We start from the raw sequence: 21,318 nt of genomic DNA on the forward strand, positions 1-21,318 counted from the left end.
GTGATGGTGAGTTGTAGATCTTTTCCAGGGTGCTTCGTTCCTCGTCACTCAAGGCGAGTGGTTTAGCGGGGTGCGACATGGATCAATAATACCATCACCAGTAAGCTATTTCACGGACGGTACACTAGCACCATTTTGGTTACTATTATTCAGCAGTAGCCACCCATAATTACCATTATGTTTATACGAATACATGAGTAAAATCGTGCTTTGAGGCACACCTTCGGCTATTTACCGCCATCGATACACCGATAAGCACAGACACACTAGAATGAAAGAAAATATTACTTCGGTTTCAAACTATGGCGTTACGCGGCACCGATACTGCCTGACGTCGAGGAGCTATGATGTCCAGTAATCCTTATCTAAATAACAACCCTCCCCCCGCATTTCCGCGCGAGCGGAGCCTAGAATTCGCCCGCTCCCGCGCGCTCCTCACTTTCCTGGCGGTTCTCGCCCTCATTCTCGGCACACTGGTGTGGGCCACTCCGGGGCCGGCCAGCGCAGCCGAATCCGCCGCGGGGAATAGCAACGCTCCGGCGCAGGCCGCGCCGGAGCGCGTCGTCGTGCAATGTTCACAAGACCCAAATGACCTGACCTGCCCCGAAGCCCTCCTCACCCAGCGCATCCGCGAGGCCGGAACCACGCCCACCCGTATTATTTTGGGTGCCACGGACACAATGCTGACCACAACGCTGGAGATTCCCGCCGGCGCGGATATCGAACTTGTTAACGGCGCCCGCGCCCCGTGGGGCACCACCAATTCCGGCCTCAACCGTGAGGATGACTTCCGAGGCACGATGGTACGTGTGCCGGCGGGCGCAGCCCTCACCTTCGATAATTACGACGGCGGTACATTCCGCATGGTCAGCCGCGGAAAGTGGGTGACTGGCGGGGGAACCCTCCTGGACGTACGCGGCAAGCTCACCATTAATAACGGAGAATTCTCCGGGGTGCGCGCAGCGACGGGGCGTTACGAAGGCGCCATTACCGTACACGGCAAGGATGCCAGTTTTACCCTCAACGGCGGAAAAGTAACCGATAATCATCGTGAGCTGAATGAGCCCGGCAGAGTCCAAGACGGTGCTGCGAATATCGCGGTGACCGAAGGCGCCACTTTCGTGATGAACGGCGGGGAGGTCAGCAAGGGCAAAGCTCGCGTTGCCGACTCTTATGGTTACGGTGAAGTAGGCGGAATCGGTGTCTACAACGGCGGATCTGCCACCATTAACGGTGGGACCATCACGGATAATGAGGGTTTCGCCGGCGGACTTACCGCCTGGACCTGGCTGGATTTCAAATCAGATGCCACCCCTGAAAACTCCACTCGTACCCGCAGTTACATCACTATCAACGGCGGGACAATCACACGTAATCGCGCGGCCTTCTCCGGCGGCGGCATTCTTACTTACGGTAATGCGGATGTCACCATGAACGGTGGCACTATCGATTCCAATAACGCGCCCAACGGTGGCGGCGTGGGAACAATGGATCTGTACGTCTGGGGCACGGAGGGCACCTGGGAAGAGAAAGACGGCGACGGCAGGAGCTGGGGCTTCACCACCGCGCAATGGTCCGAACTGTCCCCCGGCGGCTTCACCATGAACGGTGGCACCATTTCGAATAACTCCAGCTGGCGCACTGGCGCTGGCGTGAACGTGACCTCCAATAGGGTCCAGCTCAATGGCGGCACTATCAGCGGCAATAAGGCCGGGATGCAGGGCGGCGGCGTGTACGTGGCCACCGCCAGCTATACCCTGCACGCCAGCAATACTCTCATTACGGAGAATGCTGCCTCGGGAATCGGCGGTGGAATCTGGAGCTGCCCCACCGGCAACGTGGAGGTCCACGTGGATAACGGCGCGGCGATTTTCGGGAACGCCGCGACTCGCTACGGGGCGGACCTCGCGCACGATAACCTCGGTTCGGTCAACGCCGCGCCGGTGTGGCTTTCGGATACTATCCTCGGCGGCGGCCTGGTGGATTACTACCAAGATAACGAAGGTGCCCGCTTCGACCCGGCGCAGCTGAGCCTGCCCGAGAAGGAACGCCCGCGCCCCGAACTCATCAAGGGTCGCGCGATTTCTAACGAAGGATTTGCCGCCGTGGTTTCCGATCCGGCTCAGGGTGCGGCTCGCGGGGCCGCGCGCCTGGTCATTACGGGCAACTCCGCACCGCGCGGTGCGGGTATCGGCACGAATGGCTCGGTTATTTTCGGCACGTGGGGTTACGCGCAGGCAACGGTCACGAAGCAGTGGTTCTATGAAACGACGACGCCGCAAGGAAATGCTCCCGATACCACACCGGCACGCCCTTCGGATATCGCCTCGTCCAGTGTCTCGATGCGACTGGTTTCCGATACTTCCGGTACGTTCCAAAATCCGCAGGTGGTGCGTGAATTCACCGTCAGCGCCGCGGAGGAGTGGACGAAGAGCTTCACAGATCTTCCTATCCGTAACGATGCCGGGGAGTTTTACACCTACGGGGTGCAGGAAGTGGACGCGACTGGAAAGGTTCTCAAATCCAAGGTGTTGGAGCCCTCGCAAATTGTTGTGCAGCGCGGGGAGGAATTGCCGCAACGCCCGGCCGTGCCAGCGAATAAGCCCGGACCCGAAGTGTGGTATCTCGGAAAAGTTGCTAACGCGGTGCCAACCCCGGTGGATATCACGGTGACGAAGAAGTGGACGTATCGCGATTCGAGCGATCCGGTTCCCGCCGATGCAACGCCCGATCAGGTGGAATTCGAGTTGCTGCGCGATACTGACGCGGCTTTCCCCAAGCCCGAGGTGGTGCAGAGCTTCACTGTGACGAAGGCGGATAACTGGGTTCGCACCCTCACCGGACTCCCCCGCGCCAATGCGGAGGGCGTGGCCTATGTGTACGGGCTGCGGGAAAAGGGCGTGGCAGGTGCCGGTGCGGCTGGTGCCGGTGCCCCCGATGCCGATACCACGGCTGCTGCAATCGTTCCGGTACCGGTCGGACCTGATAATCCCGAAACTCCCGGAGCCGATGGCGTTATTCACCGCGCAATCACGGTAACCAATACCCTGACTCCGCCGACACCTCCCACGCCGAGCGAACCTCCCACGCCGAGCGAACCTCCCACGCCGAGCGAGCCACCGACGCCGAGCGAGCCACCGGTTCCTCCGGTAACACCGCCGACACCGAGCGAACCGCCCACGGTGCCACCAACTACTCCGCCGAGTAACCCGCCGGTGCCGCCGACAACTCCCCCGGCTCCCCCAACAACGCCGCCGGTGCCGCCCACGGTTCCGCCGAGTACGCCTCCGGTAACTCCGCCGGCCAGCACGCCTCCGGCTACTCCGCCGAGTAACCCGCCGGCAAATCCGCCGCGGATTGTGCGCACCGGCAGCGATGCCCGCACCGGAGCAGCCCTCGCGAGCTCAGCGCTCCTCGCTGGCCTCGGAATCCTGGCCTGGCGCCGCATCCGAACCGACCGCTAGGCGAGCCCTGCGCCTAAGCCACGGGGGGGGTGGCACATCGCGCGCGATGTGCCACCCCCGTCGTTCTTTCAAATAGCCACCCAATCCCGGTACACACAAAGTGGTACCAGAACTACATTAACTAGATAATTTCCTGTCGTGGAGTACCACTTTGTTGTGCCACTACCGAACCGACCCTTTCAGACCCCACCGCGCCATACCTCCTCATCAACGTGGCGAGAGAGCATCATTTTCACCGGGTTTCATATTCCTTGCGCGAACGTTGCGACTCCCCCGCTTCGAGATACACACTTGCCGAGCACCGAGGGCGTAGGCCGCCGGACCCGGTATGTGTTGTCCGGGGTGTACTGCGAATGTCGTACATACGAAGTACACCCCGAAAACGCATGCCCTGCCCCGGGTTCTCGTGTGACTCCTGGGGCTCGGCTTATGTAACCTCGACTATGGAGCCCTTGGAAGGACAGAGGCTAAATATGCTCTTTAGGAAGCTATTTTATGGGCGTATTTTGGAAAGCTCCTTGCCTGGAAAGGTGGAGATGTTCCCCAATTTGTTCCCAGGTAAGCCCTTCCTCGCGAGCTTTCCGAACGGCTTCGAGTGATGCTATTTGCGCCTGCTGGGTTGCTATACGGGCTTTTTCCAGTGCAATAGCAGCCGTATTGCCCTCAATGGTGTCAAAGTCTGCCAGCGTGCACCCCTCAAACCAGTTCACTATTTCTTCACCGCTCATTGAAGTAGAGCCCGCGATTTCTCCTCTTATCTATCGAAAGGCTGTAAAAACTTACGGCGAAGCGGCATTGCGTGAATGATAACGTTTTCGCGTACGATGCCTATCTCAAGAAGTGACCCGTTTACGGCGAGATTACGCCCGCTGCCCGGCCGCGTAGAGGCGCAGGGCGCGTACGGCGGCGTTTTCCAGGTTCACCGCGCCCTCCGCGAGCGCTTCGTCAAGGGTGCAGGGCCGGTCCACAATCGGCACCAGGCCAACGAAGCCGTGTCCGTACAGGTCCTCCACGCCATCACCAAGTTTCCCCGCGAAAGCAATAATCGGCACGCCGGCAGATTTACCGCCGCTGGGCGTATCACCGGCACCGGCACCCGTATCGCGCCCGGCACCTGCATCGCGCCCGGCACCCGCACCAGCCGCCGCGGCAACCCGCGCCACCCCGGAAAGCGTTTTGCCCATGAGGGTTTGGCGATCCATGGCTCCTTCACCGGTCAGAACCAGGTCCGCTCCGGCCATCGCCTCTGCTAGACCCACGGTTTCCATGACCAGATCCACCCCGGATTCCAGACTCGCCCCCAGCAGCAAAAATGCGAAACCAAGCCCGCCGGCCGCCCCCGCGCCCGGTGTTTCCTGCACGTCCATCTTCCCGGCAACGGTGGCGAAATTACGCAGCACCCCGTCCAGGAATTCCACGTCCGCGGGTGAAGCGCCCTTCTGCGGCCCGTAAATCGCGGAAGCCCCGCGCTCCCCGAGCAGCGGATTATCCACATCGCAGGCCACCCGGATGGTCACGCCGGCCAAGCGGCTATCCAAACCGACCAGATCCACCCGCGCCAAGCGCGCCATCTCTGCCGGGGTGGTGCCCAGCTCGGTGGCGGCGGCGTCGTAAAAACGTGCGCCTAGTGCCGCGAGCATCCCGGCCCCGCCGTCGTTCGTGGCGGAACCACCCAGCCCCACCAGAATCTCGGTGGCGCCCTCATCGAGCGCCCGCGCAATAAGCTGCCCCACCCCGGTACTATCCGAGCGGCGAATATCGCGTTCTTCGGGGCGCAGCTGGTCCAGTCCCACCGCGGCCGCGCTCTCAAAAATGGCGCGCTCCCCCGCGATCGCCAGCTCAGCCGGCACCGTAGCCCCGCGCACCCCAGCCACCGGCAGCGTGACGATCCGGGCGCCCAGCGCATCGGCAATGGCGCGGGCGAAACCTTCCCCGCCGTCCGCCATAGGAATTTCCACGCATTGCGCATCCGGAATAGCCCGCCGCGCCCCGGCCGCGAGCGCCGCGGCCGCGCGGGCCGCCGTCATGGATTCTTTGAAGCTATCGGGGCAGCACACAATTTTCATGGCAGAGCCTTTCACGTCGGTGTCTACAATTTTCGCCGTGCTGAGTCACGCGGATGTTAAAGCTATCGAAACGCTATAGAAAAGCTATCGAAAAAATACGCGGGGCACACGAACGCGAGGAAATGGAGAAAACTCGTGCCCGCGCGCCCCGCGCGATAGGAACACTGGCAGCTTAAAGCCGGTAGGGTGCGGCACGCTAGCGTCAACGCAAACTAGTGTTGCCGCAAGCTACCCGCCTTTTAGTTAGCGCACCAGTGCTGGCTTCTTATTATCGAACTTCCAACCGGGGATGAGGTACTGCATGCCGATGGCGTCGTTGCGCGCGCCGCCACCTTCCACCTTCTCCTTGTAGAGTTCGTGCGCCGCGAGGATCTGATCCATATCCGGCTCGATGCCCAGGCCCGGGCGCTGCGGGATCGTGAGCTTGCCGTCCACGATCTTGAGCGGTTCCTTGGTGAGGCGCTCCACGCCTTCCTGCCAGATCCAGTGGGTGTCCAGGGCGTTGTATTCGCCCGGGGCCGCCGCGCCGCAGTGGGCGATCTGGGCCAGGGAGATATCGAAGTGGTTATTGGAGTGGCAGCCCCAGGTCATGCCCATATCGTGGCAGAGCTGGGCCACGCGCACCGAGCCGCGCATCGTCCAGAAGTGCGGGTCGGCCAGCGGGATGTCCACGGATTGCAAGGTCAGCGAGTGGGTCATCTGGCGCCAATCGGTATTGACCATATTGGTGGCGGTGGGCAGGCCGGTGGCCTTGCGGAACTCGTTGAGGATTTCACGGCCGGAGAAGCCGTTTTCCGCGCCGCAGGGATCCTCGGCGTAGGTGAGGATGCCGACCTTGTCCTTGCACAGCTCGATGGCCTCCTTGAGGGACCACGCGCCGTTGGGGTCGAGGGTGATGCGGGCCTCGGGGAACCGTTCCTTGAGGGCCACAATCGCCTTCATTTCTTCGGCGCCTTCCAGCACACCGCCCTTGAGCTTGAAGTCCTGGAATCCGTAGAGATCGTGGGTGGCTTCCGCGAATTTCACGATCGCTTCGGGGGTGAGGGCTTCTTCGTGGCGGATGCGGTACCATTCCACATCCGAATCCTTTTCGCGCAGGTAGGGCAGGTCCGTCTTATCCGGGTCGCCCACGTAGAAGAGGTAGCCGAGCGCGCGCACCTGATCGCGCTGCTGGCCTTCGCCCAGGAGCGCGGCCACCGGCACGTTGAGGAACTGGCCGAAGAGGTCCAGGGTGGCTGCTTCCAGCGCGGTGACGGCGTGCACGGTGGTACGCAGGTCGAAGGTCTGGAGGCCGCGCCCGCCCGCGTCGCGATCCGCGAAGCGTTCGCCCACTTCACGCAGGAAATTATTGTAATCGGCCAGGGAACGCCCCAGCACGATATCCTTGGCGTCCTCAATGGTGCGGGTGATCTTCTCACCGCCGGGGACTTCACCGATACCAACGTTTCCGCTGGAATCTTCCATGACCACCACGTTACGGGTGAAGTAGGGGCCGTGCGCGCCGGAGAGGTTGAGTTCCATGCAGTCATGGCCGGCAACCGGGTAAACATCAATCTTCTTAATTGTGGGAACTGACATCGTTGTCTTTCTTCTTTGGGCGCTGCGCGGATGCTGTGTGCCGCGCGGCGCGGTTGGTCGGAGTAGCAGAGTATGTGCGGTTATGTGTAGGTGCGGTGTTCTGGTGGGGTGCGGCTGCGCTACGCGCGGGTTTTACGACGACGCCGCTAGCTGGCCGCCGGCCGGCCGGTCAGGAGAACTTCCTTTCCGGCCGGTCCGGCCGCGCTCGGTTCCAGCGAGGCGTGGCTCGGAGTCACACGGCCACGGCCAGCTGGTCAGTTACGGCCAGCGGGTGCTTTACTCGGGCAGGCCCGGGTGCAGCTCGATATTCGCGAGCTTCTCGTAGAAGCGCACGAGGGAGGAGTGGTCCTCACCGGCATGGTCATCGCCTTCGAGCACCGACATCATCTCGCGCACCTGGGCGGTGAGCGGAAGCGCGGAATTGACCCCGTGGCCGGTGTCCATGACGTTGTTGAGGTCCTTGATATGCAGGTTGATGCGGAAGCCCGGCTTGAAATTGCGGGCCAGCATCATGGGAACCTTGGCATCCATCACCGTGGAACCGGCCAGTCCGCCGCGGATAGCGCGGTACACGGCTTCCGGATCCACCCCGGCCTTCTGGGCCATGGTGAACGCTTCGGCGCAGGCGGCAATATTGATCGCCACGATGGCCTGGTTGGCCAGCTTGGCAATATTGCCCGCGCCGATGGGACCCACGTAGGTAACGTCCCCAGCCATCACGCCGAGCACGTCCTTGACCTCGTTGAAGAGCTCTTCTTCGCCGCCGACCATCACGGACATGGTGCCGTCAATGGCCTTCGGCTCACCGCCGGAAACCGGGGCGTCCAGCATCCGCACGCCGGCCTTTTCCAGGCCCGCGGCCACCTCGCGCGAGGCGAGGGGGGCGATGGAGGACATATCAACGTAGATGAGCCCTTCGCGAGCACCTTCGATAATGCCACCTTCGCCCAGGGCCACCGCCTTGACGTGGGGGGAATTCGGAAGCATCGTGATGACCAGGTCGGCCTTCTCCGCCGCTTCCTTACCGTTCGCAACGGCGGTCGCTCCGGCTTCCACCACGTCGGCAACGGCTTCGGCATTGTGGTCGTTCACGTAGAGTTCGTGCCCGGCCTTGAGGAGGTTCTTCGCCATGGGCTTGCCCATAATGCCAAGACCGATAAATCCGATCTTCATGGAGTTTTTCCTTCCTTTTTGTATGATCGTCAGGTTGGTGTTTCCAACGGGCGGAGCGTTTCACGTGGGGTGGGGCGCTCCGTTTCTTTGCGCACCGTTTCCTCGCGGGGTTGGGGCGACGCCGCAGCTGCGCCGTCGTACCCCTTCCCGGAGAAGTATTAGGCCGGAACCACCAGGCTCAGCAGCAGGCAGGCACCCAGGCCGAGCACGGAGAGCAGCGAGGTGTAGGTGGTGCGGACCTTAATGGTTTCCGCCACCGAGAGCCCGAGGAATTCCTTGAACATCCAGAACCCGGGGTCGTTCACGTGCGAGGCCATAATGGAACCGCACGCGGTTGCCAGGGTCATGATTTCGGGGCTCACCCCGCCACCGGCGATCATCGGCACCGCGATACCGGCCGCGGCCACCACGGCCACCGAGGCCGAGCCGAGGGCCACGCGCATGAGCGCGGCGATAAGCCAGGCGATGATAATCGGGGAGAGGCTGAGGTTCTCGGTAATGGAGAGAATGTAATCGGAAATGCCACCGTTCTTGAGCACGGCCGCGAAGGCGCCGCCACCACCGATGATGAAGACGATCATCGCGATGGACTTCACCGAAGCCGCGCAGGAAGCCATGATCTTATCCATGGGCACCTTGCGGACCAGGCCGAAGTAGGCCACGGCCACGAGGAGGGAGAGCATGAGGGCGAACCAATCGTGCCCGATGAAGGCCATAACCTTGGTGACCGCGTGCTCGTGCCCCAGGGTCACCTCAAGGATGGCGTGCCCGCCGATGAGGATAACCGGGAGTGCGGTGATGCACAGCGAGGCCCAGAAGCCCGGCATTTCTTCGTCGGTCCATTCCTTTTCGTTGACCAGGCCGGCCGGCGGGCGAGCGGTCACAGACTTGACGAAGGGCAGGCGCGGCCACATGATCGCGACCACGGCACCCAGCGGAATGGCAAAGATGAGGCCGTAAAGCATGGTCAGGCCGATGGAGGCGTCGTACATATTCGCCACGGCCGAGGGGCCCGGGTGGGGCGGGAGGAAGGAGTGCATCGTGGACAGCGCGATCGCCATGGGCATCGCCAGCCACATAACCGGGATCTTGTAGGCCCGGCACACGGCGAAGACGATGGGGATGATGATGACGAAGGCGGTCTCGTAGAAGAGAACGACGCCGACGAGGAAGGACACGATCACAATCGCGAGCTGGGAGTGCTTGATCCCGAACTTGTTAATCATGGTGGTGGCGAGGCGGTTCGCCGCGCCCATATCCGCCATGAAAACGCCGAGCATGGCGCCGAAGCCGAGGAGCAGCACGAGTTTACCGGTCTGCCCGCCCACACCCGATTGGATGACGTCAAGGAGTCCCTTGACTTTCTCACCCTTGTCGTCAACGGTGGCCAGGAGAGGCATACCCTGCGCCATGCCCACCACGACCGAGACGATGACGAGGGCAATAAAGCCATTCATCTTCAGCACGATCATGAGGAACAGGAGCAGCGCAATGCCAAGTGCGAGGATTACTAGTGGCATGGTTTTTCCTTAGTTTCCAATCTCATCACTGAGATAGCCGGATACGGCTAGATATTGGTGACCGCTTCGACGGCCTTTTCGAGCGCCGGGCGGAATTCGGGGGCAAGTTCACGGGCCGGTGCGAAGCAGTAACCCGCTTCTACACCCGCCATACGCAGGCCTTCCTTGAGAACCACCGGGAAGGTGGCCACGTCTACGAGGTTGCGCAGCGGCGAGAGCGCATTTTGCAATTCGAGGGCGCGTTCGCGGTTACCGGCGCGGTATTCGTTGTAAATGCTGGAGACGAGCTTGGGCGCAATATTCGCGGTGGAGGCTATGGCGCCGGCGGCCCCCAGGCACAGGGCCGGGTAGATGAGGGTATCGCGGCCCATAATGACGTCGAAGTCATCGGGAAGCTCGCGGATGTAATCCCCGGTGAGCGTCATATCACCGGCGGAATCCTTGATGCCGATGATATTGGGGACGTTCACGAGTTCGCGCATGGTGCTGAGCGCTACCGGAACCTTGGTGCGGCCCGGGTTGGAGTACACCAGGATGGGCAGATCGGTTTCTGCCGCGATGTTCTTGTAGTGTTCGACCAGCTCAGACTGGGTGGGGGTCATGAAGTAGGGGGTGAGGACCGAAAGGGCGGAAACTCCACCAACTTCCTGGACCATATGGGCGGTTTTAATGCAATCGCGCGTGGTAATTTCCGAGGCGCCGGCGTAGACCGGTACCCGGCCATTGGCCTGTTCCACGGCGATTTCAACAACGCGGCGCTTCTGGTCATTATCAAGACCGTAGATTTCACCGGAGCTGCCGAGCACGAAAATACCGTGCACGCCGTTGGTGATCGTGTAGTCGATGACGTCGCGCAGACCCTGCTCCAGCAAGTTTCCTTCGCGATCTAGAGGTGTGACGAGAGCGGGAATCACGCCTTCTGCATGGAACTCCATAGTTCTCCTTGGTTGCGGCTTCAGTTTCGACTTCGCCAGCGAAACCGAAACTTTGTGGACAGTCAGCTACGTATGTAGACACTAGTATTAAAACGCGGCTTTGAAACTACAGGGTGGGACTAACGTCTGAGCCATGTAGGGCAACACAGGTGTTTCGCGGCGCAGTTCCGGGGAACTTGTTGCGGTGTCCTTTACTATGGAACCTAGAGAAATGAAAGAAATTATCGTGGTACCGTGGCACCCCTGAGGTACCCCACAGCGCGCGGCTTTCCGCCAGGCGCCGTGGTACCACGGCTTACGAAGGTGTTGGATCCGTTTGAGAGCTACAAGCACAACCGGCGGCGGTGTTCGCCCCGTCAAATCTGCCTCGCGCACCGTTGACCTGCTCGAATTCCTCGGCAGGCGCATTGCCGACCCCCCGCGCTTGGCCGAGATTTGCGCGGAGTTAGATGCGCCACGTTCCTCCACCTACGCGCTGCTGCGCACCCTCATTGATGCTGAATGGGTGCAGGCCACCTCCACGGATCGCTACATGCTGGGCATTCGCGCACTGACCGTAGGCACCGCCTATATCGATGCCGATCCGTACGTGCGAATCGTGCGCCCGATCCTTGTGGATCTGGCAAAAGAGCACGGGGAAACTTTTCACATGGGCCGTTTCGATAACGCGGAAATCGTGTATCTCCTCACCCAGCAATCCGACCGTTCCACCCGCACCTATTCGCGCGTGGGGCGCCGCCTGCCCGCGGCGGCCACCGGGCTGGGCAAGGCCGTGCTGGCTCACCGCCCCGCAGATATCCCGGAGGAACTGGTGGCCTTGACGGAGCGAACTATCACCTCAGAAGCACAGCTGCGCAAGGCCCTCACGGAGACCGCCGCGCGCGGTTACGCTATCGATAATGAGGAAAATACCCTTGGCCTGCACTGCGTGGCATTTTCTCTCCCCTACGAAAGCCCGGTGCGCGACGCCATTTCCTGCTCGATCCCCAGCGCGCGCTGGAGCGCGGAGCGTGAAGCGGAGATCGCGGCAGCCATGCGCACCGCGGTTAATCGCATCCTCGATTCCGCGCCGATTGCATAGCACGGAGAAGAATGGGATGGGTGGTTCACGTTTCGAGAGCTTCGAGTGCGACGACGCGGTCATGACACACCGCGACGCGTAACTGAATCTTCTCCCATTCCCGGATCCCTCGATATAGTGCATCGCGTGCTTGCGGCGTACATGCCGCTCCGAACTCATCGATCACGAAAAGAAGAATTTTCATCTAGAAAACTGCTTATCTTTCCGAGGTGGTCAGCAAATCTTTCGGCCTGGAACTCTAGGATTCCACCTGGATGATCACGGTTCTCGACCATAGCGAACCAACTTCTCGAAGTAATCTAATCCGTCCAATTCGAAATAGAGCTTCGCTTCTTTTTCGCCGAGCAGGTAGTTATCAGCGCGTAGGTCAAATTCTTCCCGGGTCATCCTGACTTCGCGCAGAATCTCCTCTTTCCGCGCCAGAATTTCTTCCAGCGAGGTGTAAGTTCGCCCGATAATGACTGCCATAGTGGTCACCTCCGTCCTTCTCCGCCATTCTCGCATGACATGGAAGCGCAAAAAAGACCTAGGTAACGCCTTGTGGACAAGGATGACGTTTGCGGATTCTGTGGATAACTTCGATACCGCTGCCACTACCTATCCCGGGCAATCTCGCTGTTCTCATCCGCCAGTTTCGAAAACCTGACTAACTTGAACCAACTCAGACCTAACGACGACGCCGCCACCTGGCTTTCTCCCTATTGGCTGCGAAGGTGCACCACCTGGGGACTTATGTCACATTTGCTATGGTCTACATCTGTAGATACTTGTATTGCCGGTAAGTAGGCTGACGCCGTGTGTGCACCGCCGCGCGGGCGCCTTCCCGGCATATCTCAGGCAGACCCCAAGGCAAAGGAGCATATTGTGAGCCGGGATACCATCGCACACGTGAAGCTTTCCCACGTTATTTTGCCACTGAACAACCCGATTTCTGACGCAAAGGTGTTCACCGGGCGGCAAAAGCCCATGACGGAGGTGAATTTCCTCTTCTGCGAAATCGAAACAACCGACGGCCATTCGGGCCTTGGTTTCTCCTATTCGAAGCGTGCGGGTGGGCCAGCCCAATTCGCCCACGCTTCCGAAGTGGCCGATAACCTTATCGGGGAAGATCCCAATGATATTGACCGGCTGCGGGTGAAACTGCTGTGGGCCGGGGCTTCGGTGGGGCGCAGCGGGGTGGCGGTGCAGGCCATCGCCGCCATTGATGTGGCCCTGTGGGATTTAAAGGCGAAGCGGGCCGGGCTACCGCTCTCCAAGCTTATTGGTGCCCACCGGGATTCCATCCGCACCTATAACACTTCCGGTGGTTTCCTTTCCTCGCCGCTGGAAGAAGTGATTGATAATGCGCTGGCTTCCAAGGAGAAGGGTATCGGCGGTATCAAGATCAAGGTGGGCCACCCGGATCACCAGGTGGATTACACCCGCGTCAAGGCGGTGCGCGAGGCCCTGGGCGATGATTTCCCGCTTATGGTTGATGCGAATCAGCAGTGGGATCGCCCCACCGCGAACCGCATGTGCGAGTGGCTGGAAGAATTCAATCTGGTGTGGATTGAGGAACCGCTGGATGCCTACGATTACGAAGGGCACGCGGAGCTTGCGCGGCGTTTCATTACTCCGATTGCTACCGGTGAGATGCTCGCTTCGGTGGCCGAACACGTCAAGCTCATCGAGAACCATTCCTGCGATTTCATCCAGCCGGACGCCCCGCGCGTGGGTGGCGTATCGGAATTCCTCAAGCTGACGAAGCTGGCCGAGCATGCCGGGCTGCAACTGGCCCCGCATTTCGCCATGGAGATCCACTCCCACCTGGCGGCCACCTACTCCTTGGAGCCGTGGGTGGAGCACTTCACCTGGCTGGATCCGCTCTTCAATGAGCATATGGAAATCAAGGACGGCCGCATGATCGTTTCTGACCGGCCCGGCCTGGGCGTGACGCTTTCCGACCAGCTGCGCGCCTGGACGGTTAATACCTTCGAGGTAGGCCAGCGGCCCTAATTACGGGGCTGGACACCACTAGCCACCCGGGCCGCGGCGCGGGCAAGGAACACGGTGGCCGGTTGGCCCCGGGGTGGGCGGATTTTCCGCCCACCCCGGGCGTCGTCGTATTTAATGCGCGGCATTTAATACGAGATATTTAGTGCGCGGTATTTCATGCGTGCGTATTTATGCGTGCACCTCGCGTAGCAGCGCCGCGATTTTCTCCGAATCCTCCACACTCAACGGCACCTGCGGGGCACGCATCAACGGCGAGCACTCCACCCCGCACAAACGCACCCCCTCCTTAATCGCAGCAATGAAAATATCACCGATCTCATACACCGCAGCCAAACGAGTAATCTTCCCCAACTCAACAGCCGCCCCCGCAACGTCTCCAGCCTCATAAGCCGCATGCATCGCCGCGAAAACCTCAGGGATAAGATTCGTCAAGCCAGAGAGCACCCCAGCCCCACCACACACCCGATTCCCAATGTAATACTCATCAAAACCAGAAAGCACCGCGAAATCCGGACGCACCTTCCGCACCTCACGAATCACCCGCCGCGTATGACTCTGAGCATCCACCGTATCCTTAAGCGCCACAATATTCGCATGCCGGTCAGCCAACTCCGCCACCAACTCCGGACTCAAATCCGCACCCGTACGCTCCGGGAAGTTATAAAGCATCACCGGCAACTGCGTCGCACCCGCAACCGCGTCATAAAAATCAAGCGCCCGCCCATACGAATGCCCGAAATAGAACGGCGGAAGAGCAACCACACCATCAACCCCGGCCGCCTCAGCTGCAGCCACATTCTCCAGCACCTCACCCAGCCGGGCCGCACTCACCCCGGCCAACACCTGGAACCGCCCCGCGGCCTGCTTGACCGCAAACTTCAAGAACTCGGCCTTCTCCTCGGTGGCAAAGGAGAAAAACTCCCCAATCGAGCCGAAGAAAAGCACCCCGTTGAGCCCGGACTCGGCAAGACGATCAATATGGGCAGCCATCGCCGGATAATCAATCGCACCCGAATCATCGATCAACGTGACCGACGGGCAATACACACCAGAAAACATTCCAACCCCTTGTCAGTGGCGCGCGGCCAGCTACCCCGAATGGGCAGCATGCCGCGGCAGCCGTTCATACCTCTATTATGGAACTAAGTTCCACGTAACGGGACTGGGTAGGGCTTGTGCTACGTCACATTTCGGGAGCGCTCCGGCTAGTTTCGGACCCCGCACCGGGCAATTTCGCGCCTCTTTCGCGTAGTTCACCTAGCGCCGCTGACCAGGCCCGTTAGCACTCCACCACATTGACCGCGAGGCCGCCCTCCGAGGTCTCCTTGTATTTGGAAAGCATATCCATCCCGGTTTGGCGCATAGTTTCCACCACGGTATCGAAGGAGACGGTGTGGGAGCCGTCGCCCCACAGCGCAATATAGGCCGCGTTAATGGATTTGACCGCCGCCATGGCATTGCGTTCGATGCACGGGATTTGCACCAGACCGCCCACCGGATCGCAGGTGAGGCCGAGGGAGTGCTCCATAGCAATTTCCGCTGCGTTTTCCACCTGGGCCGGGGTGCCGCCCAGGGCCTCCGCAAAACCCGCGGCCGCCATCGCAGAGGCTGAACCAACCTCCCCCTGGCAGCCCACTTCCGCCCCGGCAATGGACGCATTCGTTTTAATAATGCCGCCGATGGCCGCCCCGGCCAGCAAGAAGTTATACATCCCCTCGCGGGTGGCACCGGGCACAAAACGTTCATAGTACGTGAGGACCGCGGGAACGACGCCGGCCGCGCCGTTCGTCGGCGCGGTGACAATCCGGTGGCCGGCCGCATTTTCTTCGTTGATCGCCAGGGCGAAAAGATTCACCCACCCGAGCGCTTCCAGCTGATCCGCACGGTGCCCCGCCGCGGTTTTTTCTTCCAGCTCGCGGGCCAGCCCGGGGGCGCGCCGCTTCACGCGCAGCCCACCCGGAAGAGTACCCTCCGTGGCAATACCGGCTTTAATGGCCTCTCCCATAACCGCGTGTACCCGATCCATATGAGCAATAACGGCCCGGTGCGGGCGCAGCGCGGTTTCGTTAGCGAGCGCGAGTTCAGAGATGCGCATGCCCGTTTCGGAACAGAGTTCCAGCAGCCGGGCGGCGGTGAAAAATGGGTAGGGGACGGCGGTCTGGGCGGCGTCGGCCTGTTCTTCGGTGGCGAGTGGCGCCACCCGCGGTTCTGCCGGATCGCCCAGCTCTTCCATCACGAAACCGCCACCCACCGAATAATAGGTGTGTTCGGCAAGGAGTTCCTCGCCCGCCCAGGCGCGCAGCGTCAGCGCATTAACGTGGTAGGGCAAAATATCACGCGACCGAAAAATAATATCGCGCTCACGCACGAACGGCGTGGGGGCAAAACCCGGGACGGTAAGGGTTCCGGAGGTGTCGATAGCGGCCTCCATACCGTCCACCACCGCGATAGACACATTTTCCGGGCTGTAGCCGGATAGCCCCAGAAGCACCGCGCGGTCGGTATTATGCCCGCGTCCGGTGGCGGCCAGGGAACCGAAAAGATCCACGCGCAGGCTCGTGATGCGAACGCCCGGAGCGCGGGCGGCCAGCAGCGTTGCGAAATGCAGCCCGGCGCGCATGGGTCCCACGGTATGCGACGACGACGGGCCTATCCCCACCCGGAACATATCGCAGACCCCCAGGGGATTCGCGCGGTTTTCCTCCTCCCCGGATTCCCCGGTGGTGGTTTCGCCGGCGAGGATAGCGGCCGGGAGGGCGGCGCGCGGGGTGGCGGTGGGACGTTCGCTGAGGGAGACCGGAAGGGTATGCGCGGCGTCGTCGAAATCGGGGTTGAGCCGTAAACGCGAGGTCATACATGTCCTTCCGGTTGCTGGTGACGCACCGTTTGTGATCATACGGCAAGCGGCCGGGAGCTGCGCGCCCCCGGCCACTTTTGTGCCGCGCCGCGGGTGCCGGCGCGATCACCGTTATGTTAATTATTACTTGTTACTTGCCTGCCGGGCCTTCCCAGCCGGGAACCAGCTGGTTCGGGCAGGTCTGGAGGTACTGGGCGAAAGCATCGTGTTCGGCCTGGGTGACGGTCAGCCCGTAGGTGGCCTTCACGCCGATCTGGCGCGCCACATATTGGCAGGTGAAGTTCTTATTCGCGGGGACCCATTCGGCGGCGGAACGCCCGGCCTTCTCCTTGGCCTGGTCCGCGGAGACAGCCTGCATATTGCGCGGGTCGCTGGCGAAGGCGGCGCGCTGCTCGTCCGTGAACTGGTTGGCGCCCGAAGCCCAGGCGTTATCGAGGCTGACGATGCGGTCCACCACCACGGTCTTGGTTCCCGCTTCGGGCCGCGCGTAGTCAACCATATTCCCGGTGTAGCTATCCACCAGGGTGCCGTAGGCGATGCCGCACCCGGAGGTGCCCGGCTGCACGCCGACGTTCACGAGGTCGCGGCGCAGCACGTCCGTGTAGACGTTACATGCGTCTTCGTTTGCCTCAGCGGCATCGGGACCGAACTTCGCCGGATCGGCCTTGTCGGTGGCGGAGGGCTCGGCAACGGTCAGGGTACCGAGAAGTTCGGTTGCGCTTTGCGGGTGGGCCGGGTTCGGGATGACTGCCGGGAGCTTTTCCGGCGGGGTTTCCGAAGCACCCGGGGTAACGACGGCGGAGCTAGCGGCCGGGGAGGTAGCGGGAGCGGAGGTGGCTGCCGCCTCGTCGCCACTCTTGGAGCAGGCCCCCATCATTCCCGCAAGAATCGCCAAGGATCCCATGGCGGCAGCGCACTTCGCGAGCGAGGTGCGGGCGATGACTGATGCACCGCGACCATTGTTTAGAGAGCTGCCAAAACTAGTGCGTGGCATGACTTCCTTCTCTTTCCGTTCTTCTCTCACGTATCTAAAAGTGACGACGTGGAAACGCCGCGTGACAATGGTAGACAAGCAGCGGCGTGGATTCAAAAGTTGGGCACATGGTGGAATGGCAGGTGGACATGGCGGCTGGGCGCAGGGCGGTGGTGGTATGCTGCGAGCCGGTTGTACGGCGGTGCCGTGATCCTAAATATTGATCAGCTTACAATTTTTCCAATTGCTTCGCTTGATCTCTTCTCGCGTAAATAACGGCAACGATCTGAACTTCTTTTCTCGGTTCATCAATTCGAAAATAAATATAGTAGTTTTTAGCTCGCACCATTCGAAACTCTAAGCCTCGCCACGGCTGCTCATCAACACACCCGAATCGATACGGCATGACCCCCAAAGAGAGCATCGTGGATCGCAGCAATTCGTGCATCCTTTTAGCAGCCCCAGGCTGTTTCAATTCGATAGCTATATATTGCCCAATAAGTGAAAGATGCTCCGCAGCCTGCCGAGTGATTAAAATACTGTAATTATCCAAGACCCCTCTCCAACTCCTCAAAGACATCTTCTATCGGGTAAGAGTCACCTTGGACAGCCTGAGTGTATCCATTTGCCATCATCAAATTGAAAGCATCCTCATCCATATCTTCCCTAACAGGCACGCCTTTAGGGATAGTTAGAGAAAATGGGATACCCTTATTTAAGATAATTTGCCGGTAAAACAAATCAATCGCCACAGCCCTAGAGATTCCAATAGTTTCTAGAATCTGCTCCGCCTGTTCTTTTATGTTCTCGCGTATTCTCACGTTCACATTTGCCGTCTTGGTAACTGTCATATAAATCTACCTCCCGCAAAAATAGTACAGTAATGTAACGCAAATTGCAACACATTTCAGCAGATATTGGCGTGCTGTGCCCGCGCGTAAAGACATAGGCGCCCCGAACCCGGCACTATTGCCAACCGGGCGGGGCGCCTATCGGTAACGTATTGCGTTAACGCAGAAATGCCGCTATCGAGATGTGAGACAAAGCTACGCACCGCTATTTCATAGCATGGCGCGCGCGAGAACGCCCAAGAACAACCGCGCCGCCGGCCAGCATGAGAATCGTTGCCGCACCGATAGCGCCGCTCGCATCACTGCCGGTCTCGGGGAGTTTCTGCGCGGGAGCCGCGTTCTTCGCCGCCGCTCGCTTCGCCGCGGGCTTACCGGCCGGCTGGGGCGACGGTGCAGCGGGCACCTGCCCCGACTTCTTCTCGGACTGCCGGGGCTTCTGGCCCGGCCGCTCCGGTTTCCGCTCCGGAGTCGGGGCCTGCGCGCGAGCCAGTTCCAGATCCCGCTGAGCCGCCCGCAAGGCAAGGTTCGCCGCGGTCAGTTCTCGCTGCGCTTCTTCCTGGGCTTTCTGAGCCGCATTTTCCGCTTCTCGCGCATTTTCAAGCGCAAGAAGTGCCCTGCCGTGGGAATCTTGAGCACGCTGCAGCTCCCCACCGGCAACCCGCGCCTTTTCAGCGGTACGTTGCGCATCCCACTGCAGTTCATCGTGCTTATTCGACACCTCGGCAAGCCGCTCCAATTCTGCTTGCTGCTCGGCGGCGGTAGCTCGCGCCGTGTCGAGGGTGCGCTTCGCTTCTTCGGCAGCCCGGCGAGCCTTATCAACCTCGCCTTGCGCCTGAGTGAGTACGTCTTGCGCAGCCTTCGCGGCGTTTTGCGCGGTGGTGAAATCTTTTTCTGCCTGCGCGTGCTTCGCGGCAGCTTCTGCCCACCCGGGTTCAAGTTTCGCGGTAAGCTTCTGGTGCTCTTCTAGCTTCTCTGTAGCTTCTTTAGCCGCTTTGTCAGCGGTGGCGTGTTTGCCTTGTGCCTCACCCACCGCTTCTTCAAATTGCGCAACAGCCTTTTGCTGAGCATCCGTCGCCGCGCCAAGTTTTTCTTTCGCGGCTTTCAGGACTTTCTGCGCCGCGTCGAGTTCTTTTAGCGCTCCCCGAGCCTTTTCATCCGCTGCCTCCGAGGCAGCTTGCGCTCCCTCAAGCTCCTTAGCGCACCGCTCCGCAAGAGCTTGAGCCTCACGCGCCTTTCGCGCTTTTTCTTCTTTCGCGGTTACGGCATCACCGTGTTCACTCTTTTTCTGCTGTTTGTTTTCTTTTGTAGTTTTCAGTTCCTTGGCGGTATTTTGCCACTCGGCCTGCGCGTTCTCATATGCCCGTTTCTTTTCCGCGGTGTTCCGTTCAGCTTCTTTGACCTTTTCTTCCTGCTGCTGCACGAGTTTCTTTACATCGTCATCGTTCGGATCAATTTTCTTGAGCTCCGCAAGCTGTTCACGCAGCACACCTTCGCGGGTCTGCGCGTCCGTGTACGCAATCTCCGCTTCTTTCGCGGCGTGCTCTTTCTGAGCTACCTGCGTGGTGAGATCGCCTTCCTTCTGTTCAAGCTGCTCAAACTCGGCTTTAAGCCGCGCTTCCTTTCGCTCCGCTTCCGCGCTGGCTACTTGCGCTTCGCCAGCTGTTTTTTCGCATTCGCCTCTGCCGTCATAGCATCAGCTTGCGCACCCTGTGCTTTGAGGGCTTCCTCCGCCGCGCTGTCCCGCAACTTTTCCTTCGCATCGAAATCGGCCTGGGCGCCTTCCACCGCCTTCGTTTCCTTGCCGACCTTTTCTTCTTCAGCCTTGACTACCTTGTCACGTTCTTCCTGCGCCTTTTCCAATTCCGCTTGGGCCTGCTGCAACTGGCTTTCCGCGGCAGCTTGTTTCTGTGAGAGCTCGGCGAGTTCTTTGCCCAGACGAGCCTTCTCTTCCTGCGCCGCAGCGTCAGCCTCGCGCGCTGTTTTCACCGCGATGGTTGCGGCTTCCGCAGCATCTTTCTTTTCTTTCGCTTCGACTTCTTTTGCTACGACGACGGCCGCGGCTTTTTGCGCAGTCACGTCCGCTTTCTCGCGGGCGATTTGTGCAGCGGCTGCCCGGTCAGCGGAATCTCTGGCTTTATCGGCGGCTTGCCGAAGCTGGCCCTTCGCAACTTTTCCGGCTTCGCTTATTTCATCCACCGCCTGCTGTGCAGCTTCTGCCTCCTTCGTGGCAGCGGCGAGTTCATTCTCGCTGCGCGTGACCGCGGCTTTGGCTTGGGAAGCTTTCACGTCCGCTTCAGCTGTTTTAGCTTTCATTTCTGCGGCTGCCGCGGCAAGCCGGTCAACATCAGCCTGGCGTGCTGCCACCGTTTTCTGGGCGGCTTCGAGGTTACGTTCCGCCTGATCAACGTTGAGGGTGGGGCGCGAGGTGGTAGCGGCAGGTGCGCCGTCGTGATCCGTGGGCTGTGCAATAGCGGCGCTGGCGGGAAGGAGTGCAACAGCAACCCCTGCGGTGAGAGCAGTGGCGACCACGCGCTGAGTCTGGGTCCTCATTATTATCCTTTCGAGGAATACGCATTGGGCGAGACCAGCACCCGGTGGTTGCCAGGCCCGCATTTTTATCACATATATTTAATGCGAAAAACGCCAAAATGGACTTGGAATTAGCTGGGATTTTCTCGATAATCCCGCGGCTCCGCGCGAACGCCTGCCCGCGCGAAGCTCCGCGTGACGTACGGCATTTATATACACAGAACCCCGCTCGATCCGGGCGCGAAGCCCAGCCGAACGGGGTTATGCGTTCATTGCTCCCCACGCTTGCGAAGGTA

General features: G+C 60.4%; 17 protein-coding genes. 3 read left to right on the forward strand and 14 right to left on the reverse strand.

The genetic code is table 11. The features are described 5' to 3' along the window. Positions 1–344 precede the first annotated feature (344 nt). Positions 345–3,464 carry a Cna B-type domain-containing protein gene (locus DDD64_RS06620; RefSeq protein WP_126135605.1) on the forward strand — a complete coding sequence of 1,040 codons (3,120 nt, stop codon included), beginning with the start codon at positions 345–347 and terminating at the stop codon, positions 3,462–3,464. Positions 3,465–3,952: 488 nt separating this feature from the next. Here DDD64_RS06620 and DDD64_RS06625 read toward each other — a convergent pair whose 3' ends face one another. The 6 genes from DDD64_RS06625 to dapA form a co-directional block, all read right to left on the reverse strand. Beyond that, positions 3,953–4,192, reverse strand: coding sequence for a hypothetical protein (locus DDD64_RS06625; protein WP_126135606.1), 240 nt, complete (start codon positions 4,190–4,192; stop codon positions 3,953–3,955). Positions 4,193–4,324: 132 nt separating this feature from the next. Then, positions 4,325–5,530 carry a glycerate kinase gene (locus DDD64_RS06630; protein WP_126135607.1) on the reverse strand — a complete coding sequence of 402 codons (1,206 nt, stop codon included), beginning with the start codon at positions 5,528–5,530 and terminating at the stop codon, positions 4,325–4,327. A gap of 243 nt (positions 5,531–5,773) precedes the next feature. Continuing rightward, positions 5,774–7,108 (reverse strand): enolase C-terminal domain-like protein, encoded by a 1,335-nt coding sequence (locus DDD64_RS06635; protein ID WP_026429168.1) that lies wholly within the window; start codon positions 7,106–7,108, stop codon positions 5,774–5,776. A gap of 276 nt (positions 7,109–7,384) precedes the next feature. Continuing rightward, a complete protein-coding gene (gene garR / locus DDD64_RS06640; protein WP_126135608.1) occupies positions 7,385–8,281 on the reverse strand; it encodes a 2-hydroxy-3-oxopropionate reductase in 897 nt (298 codons plus the stop codon). Between the two features lie 158 nt (positions 8,282–8,439). After that, positions 8,440–9,801: a gluconate:H+ symporter gene (locus DDD64_RS06645; RefSeq protein ID WP_126135609.1), complete on the reverse strand. Its 1,362-nt coding sequence runs from the start codon at positions 9,799–9,801 to the stop codon at positions 8,440–8,442. Between the two features lie 47 nt (positions 9,802–9,848). Beyond that, the gene (gene dapA, locus DDD64_RS06650) at positions 9,849–10,736 is read right to left on the reverse strand and encodes a 4-hydroxy-tetrahydrodipicolinate synthase (protein ID WP_126135610.1); all 888 of its coding nucleotides are present in this window, start codon (positions 10,734–10,736) and stop codon (positions 9,849–9,851) included. A gap of 316 nt (positions 10,737–11,052) precedes the next feature. On the opposite strand from dapA, the gene DDD64_RS06655 reads away from it, so the two are divergent. Further along, entirely contained in the window at positions 11,053–11,817 is a 765-nt protein-coding gene (locus DDD64_RS06655) for an IclR family transcriptional regulator (RefSeq protein ID WP_126135611.1), read from the forward strand. Between the two features lie 258 nt (positions 11,818–12,075). Here the strand turns inward: DDD64_RS06655 and DDD64_RS06660 are convergent, their stop codons facing one another. After that, entirely contained in the window at positions 12,076–12,285 is a 210-nt protein-coding gene (locus DDD64_RS06660; RefSeq protein ID WP_126135612.1) for a hypothetical protein, read from the reverse strand. 396 nt (positions 12,286–12,681) lie between these two features. Here DDD64_RS06660 and DDD64_RS06665 point away from each other — a divergent pair, with 396 nt between their 5' ends. Next, complete coding sequence (locus tag DDD64_RS06665; RefSeq protein WP_126135613.1) at positions 12,682–13,812, forward strand: L-talarate/galactarate dehydratase; 1,131 nt, start codon at positions 12,682–12,684, stop codon at positions 13,810–13,812. A gap of 168 nt (positions 13,813–13,980) precedes the next feature. On the opposite strand, the gene DDD64_RS06670 is transcribed toward DDD64_RS06665, so the two are convergent. The 7 genes from DDD64_RS06670 to DDD64_RS06700 form a co-directional block, all read right to left on the reverse strand. Next, complete coding sequence (locus DDD64_RS06670; protein WP_126135614.1) at positions 13,981–14,871, reverse strand: dihydrodipicolinate synthase family protein; 891 nt, start codon at positions 14,869–14,871, stop codon at positions 13,981–13,983. Between the two features lie 220 nt (positions 14,872–15,091). Then, positions 15,092–16,666, reverse strand: a complete 1,575-nt coding sequence (locus DDD64_RS06675; protein WP_126135615.1) for an L-serine ammonia-lyase — start codon at positions 16,664–16,666, stop codon at positions 15,092–15,094. 133 nt (positions 16,667–16,799) lie between these two features. Beyond that, positions 16,800–17,663 (reverse strand): GmrSD restriction endonuclease domain-containing protein, encoded by an 864-nt coding sequence (locus tag DDD64_RS06680; protein WP_126135616.1) that lies wholly within the window; start codon positions 17,661–17,663, stop codon positions 16,800–16,802. 208 nt (positions 17,664–17,871) lie between these two features. Next, on the reverse strand, positions 17,872–18,195 hold the full coding sequence (locus tag DDD64_RS06685; protein ID WP_126135617.1) for a type II toxin-antitoxin system RelE/ParE family toxin: 324 nt from the start codon (positions 18,193–18,195) through the stop codon (positions 17,872–17,874). Continuing rightward, positions 18,188–18,493 carry a type II toxin-antitoxin system RelB/DinJ family antitoxin gene (locus DDD64_RS06690; RefSeq protein ID WP_126135618.1) on the reverse strand — a complete coding sequence of 102 codons (306 nt, stop codon included), beginning with the start codon at positions 18,491–18,493 and terminating at the stop codon, positions 18,188–18,190. The genes DDD64_RS06685 and DDD64_RS06690 overlap by 8 nt, the downstream gene beginning before the upstream one ends. 205 nt (positions 18,494–18,698) lie before the next feature. After that, entirely contained in the window at positions 18,699–19,979 is a 1,281-nt protein-coding gene (locus DDD64_RS06695; protein ID WP_164545946.1) for an LPXTG cell wall anchor domain-containing protein, read from the reverse strand. A 155-nt stretch (positions 19,980–20,134) separates the two neighbouring features. Next, positions 20,135–21,043, reverse strand: coding sequence for a coiled-coil domain-containing protein (locus DDD64_RS06700; protein ID WP_126135620.1), 909 nt, complete (start codon positions 21,041–21,043; stop codon positions 20,135–20,137). Positions 21,044–21,318 lie beyond the last annotated feature (275 nt).

It is taken from the genome of Actinotignum sanguinis (assembly GCF_003957255.1).
Classification (GTDB): domain Bacteria; phylum Actinomycetota; class Actinomycetes; order Actinomycetales; family Actinomycetaceae; genus Actinotignum; species Actinotignum sanguinis.

Bases quoted from the DNA above. Each gene is read 5' to 3' on its own strand.
- DDD64_RS06625 (WP_126135606.1), bottom strand. From the start codon at position 4,192: ATGAGCGGTGAAGAAATAGTGAACTGGTTTGAGGGGTGCACGCTGGCA.
- DDD64_RS06690 (WP_126135618.1), bottom strand. From the start codon at position 18,493: ATGACAGTTACCAAGACGGCAAATGTGAACGTGAGAATACGCGAGAAC.
- DDD64_RS06620 (WP_126135605.1), top strand. From the start codon at position 345: ATGATGTCCAGTAATCCTTATCTAAATAACAACCCTCCCCCCGCATTT.
- DDD64_RS06680 (WP_126135616.1), bottom strand. From the start codon at position 17,663: ATGCCACGCACTAGTTTTGGCAGCTCTCTAAACAATGGTCGCGGTGCA.
- garR (WP_126135608.1), bottom strand. From the start codon at position 8,281: ATGAAGATCGGATTTATCGGTCTTGGCATTATGGGCAAGCCCATGGCG.
- dapA (WP_126135610.1), bottom strand. From the start codon at position 10,736: ATGGAGTTCCATGCAGAAGGCGTGATTCCCGCTCTCGTCACACCTCTA.
- DDD64_RS06630 (WP_126135607.1), bottom strand. From the start codon at position 5,530: ATGAAAATTGTGTGCTGCCCCGATAGCTTCAAAGAATCCATGACGGCG.
- DDD64_RS06660 (WP_126135612.1), bottom strand. From the start codon at position 12,285: ATGGCAGTCATTATCGGGCGAACTTACACCTCGCTGGAAGAAATTCTG.
- DDD64_RS06645 (WP_126135609.1), bottom strand. From the start codon at position 9,801: ATGCCACTAGTAATCCTCGCACTTGGCATTGCGCTGCTCCTGTTCCTC.
- DDD64_RS06700 (WP_126135620.1), bottom strand. From the start codon at position 21,043: ATGAGGACCCAGACTCAGCGCGTGGTCGCCACTGCTCTCACCGCAGGG.
- DDD64_RS06675 (WP_126135615.1), bottom strand. From the start codon at position 16,666: ATGACCTCGCGTTTACGGCTCAACCCCGATTTCGACGACGCCGCGCAT.
- DDD64_RS06670 (WP_126135614.1), bottom strand. From the start codon at position 14,871: ATGTTTTCTGGTGTGTATTGCCCGTCGGTCACGTTGATCGATGATTCG.
- DDD64_RS06635 (WP_026429168.1), bottom strand. From the start codon at position 7,108: ATGTCAGTTCCCACAATTAAGAAGATTGATGTTTACCCGGTTGCCGGC.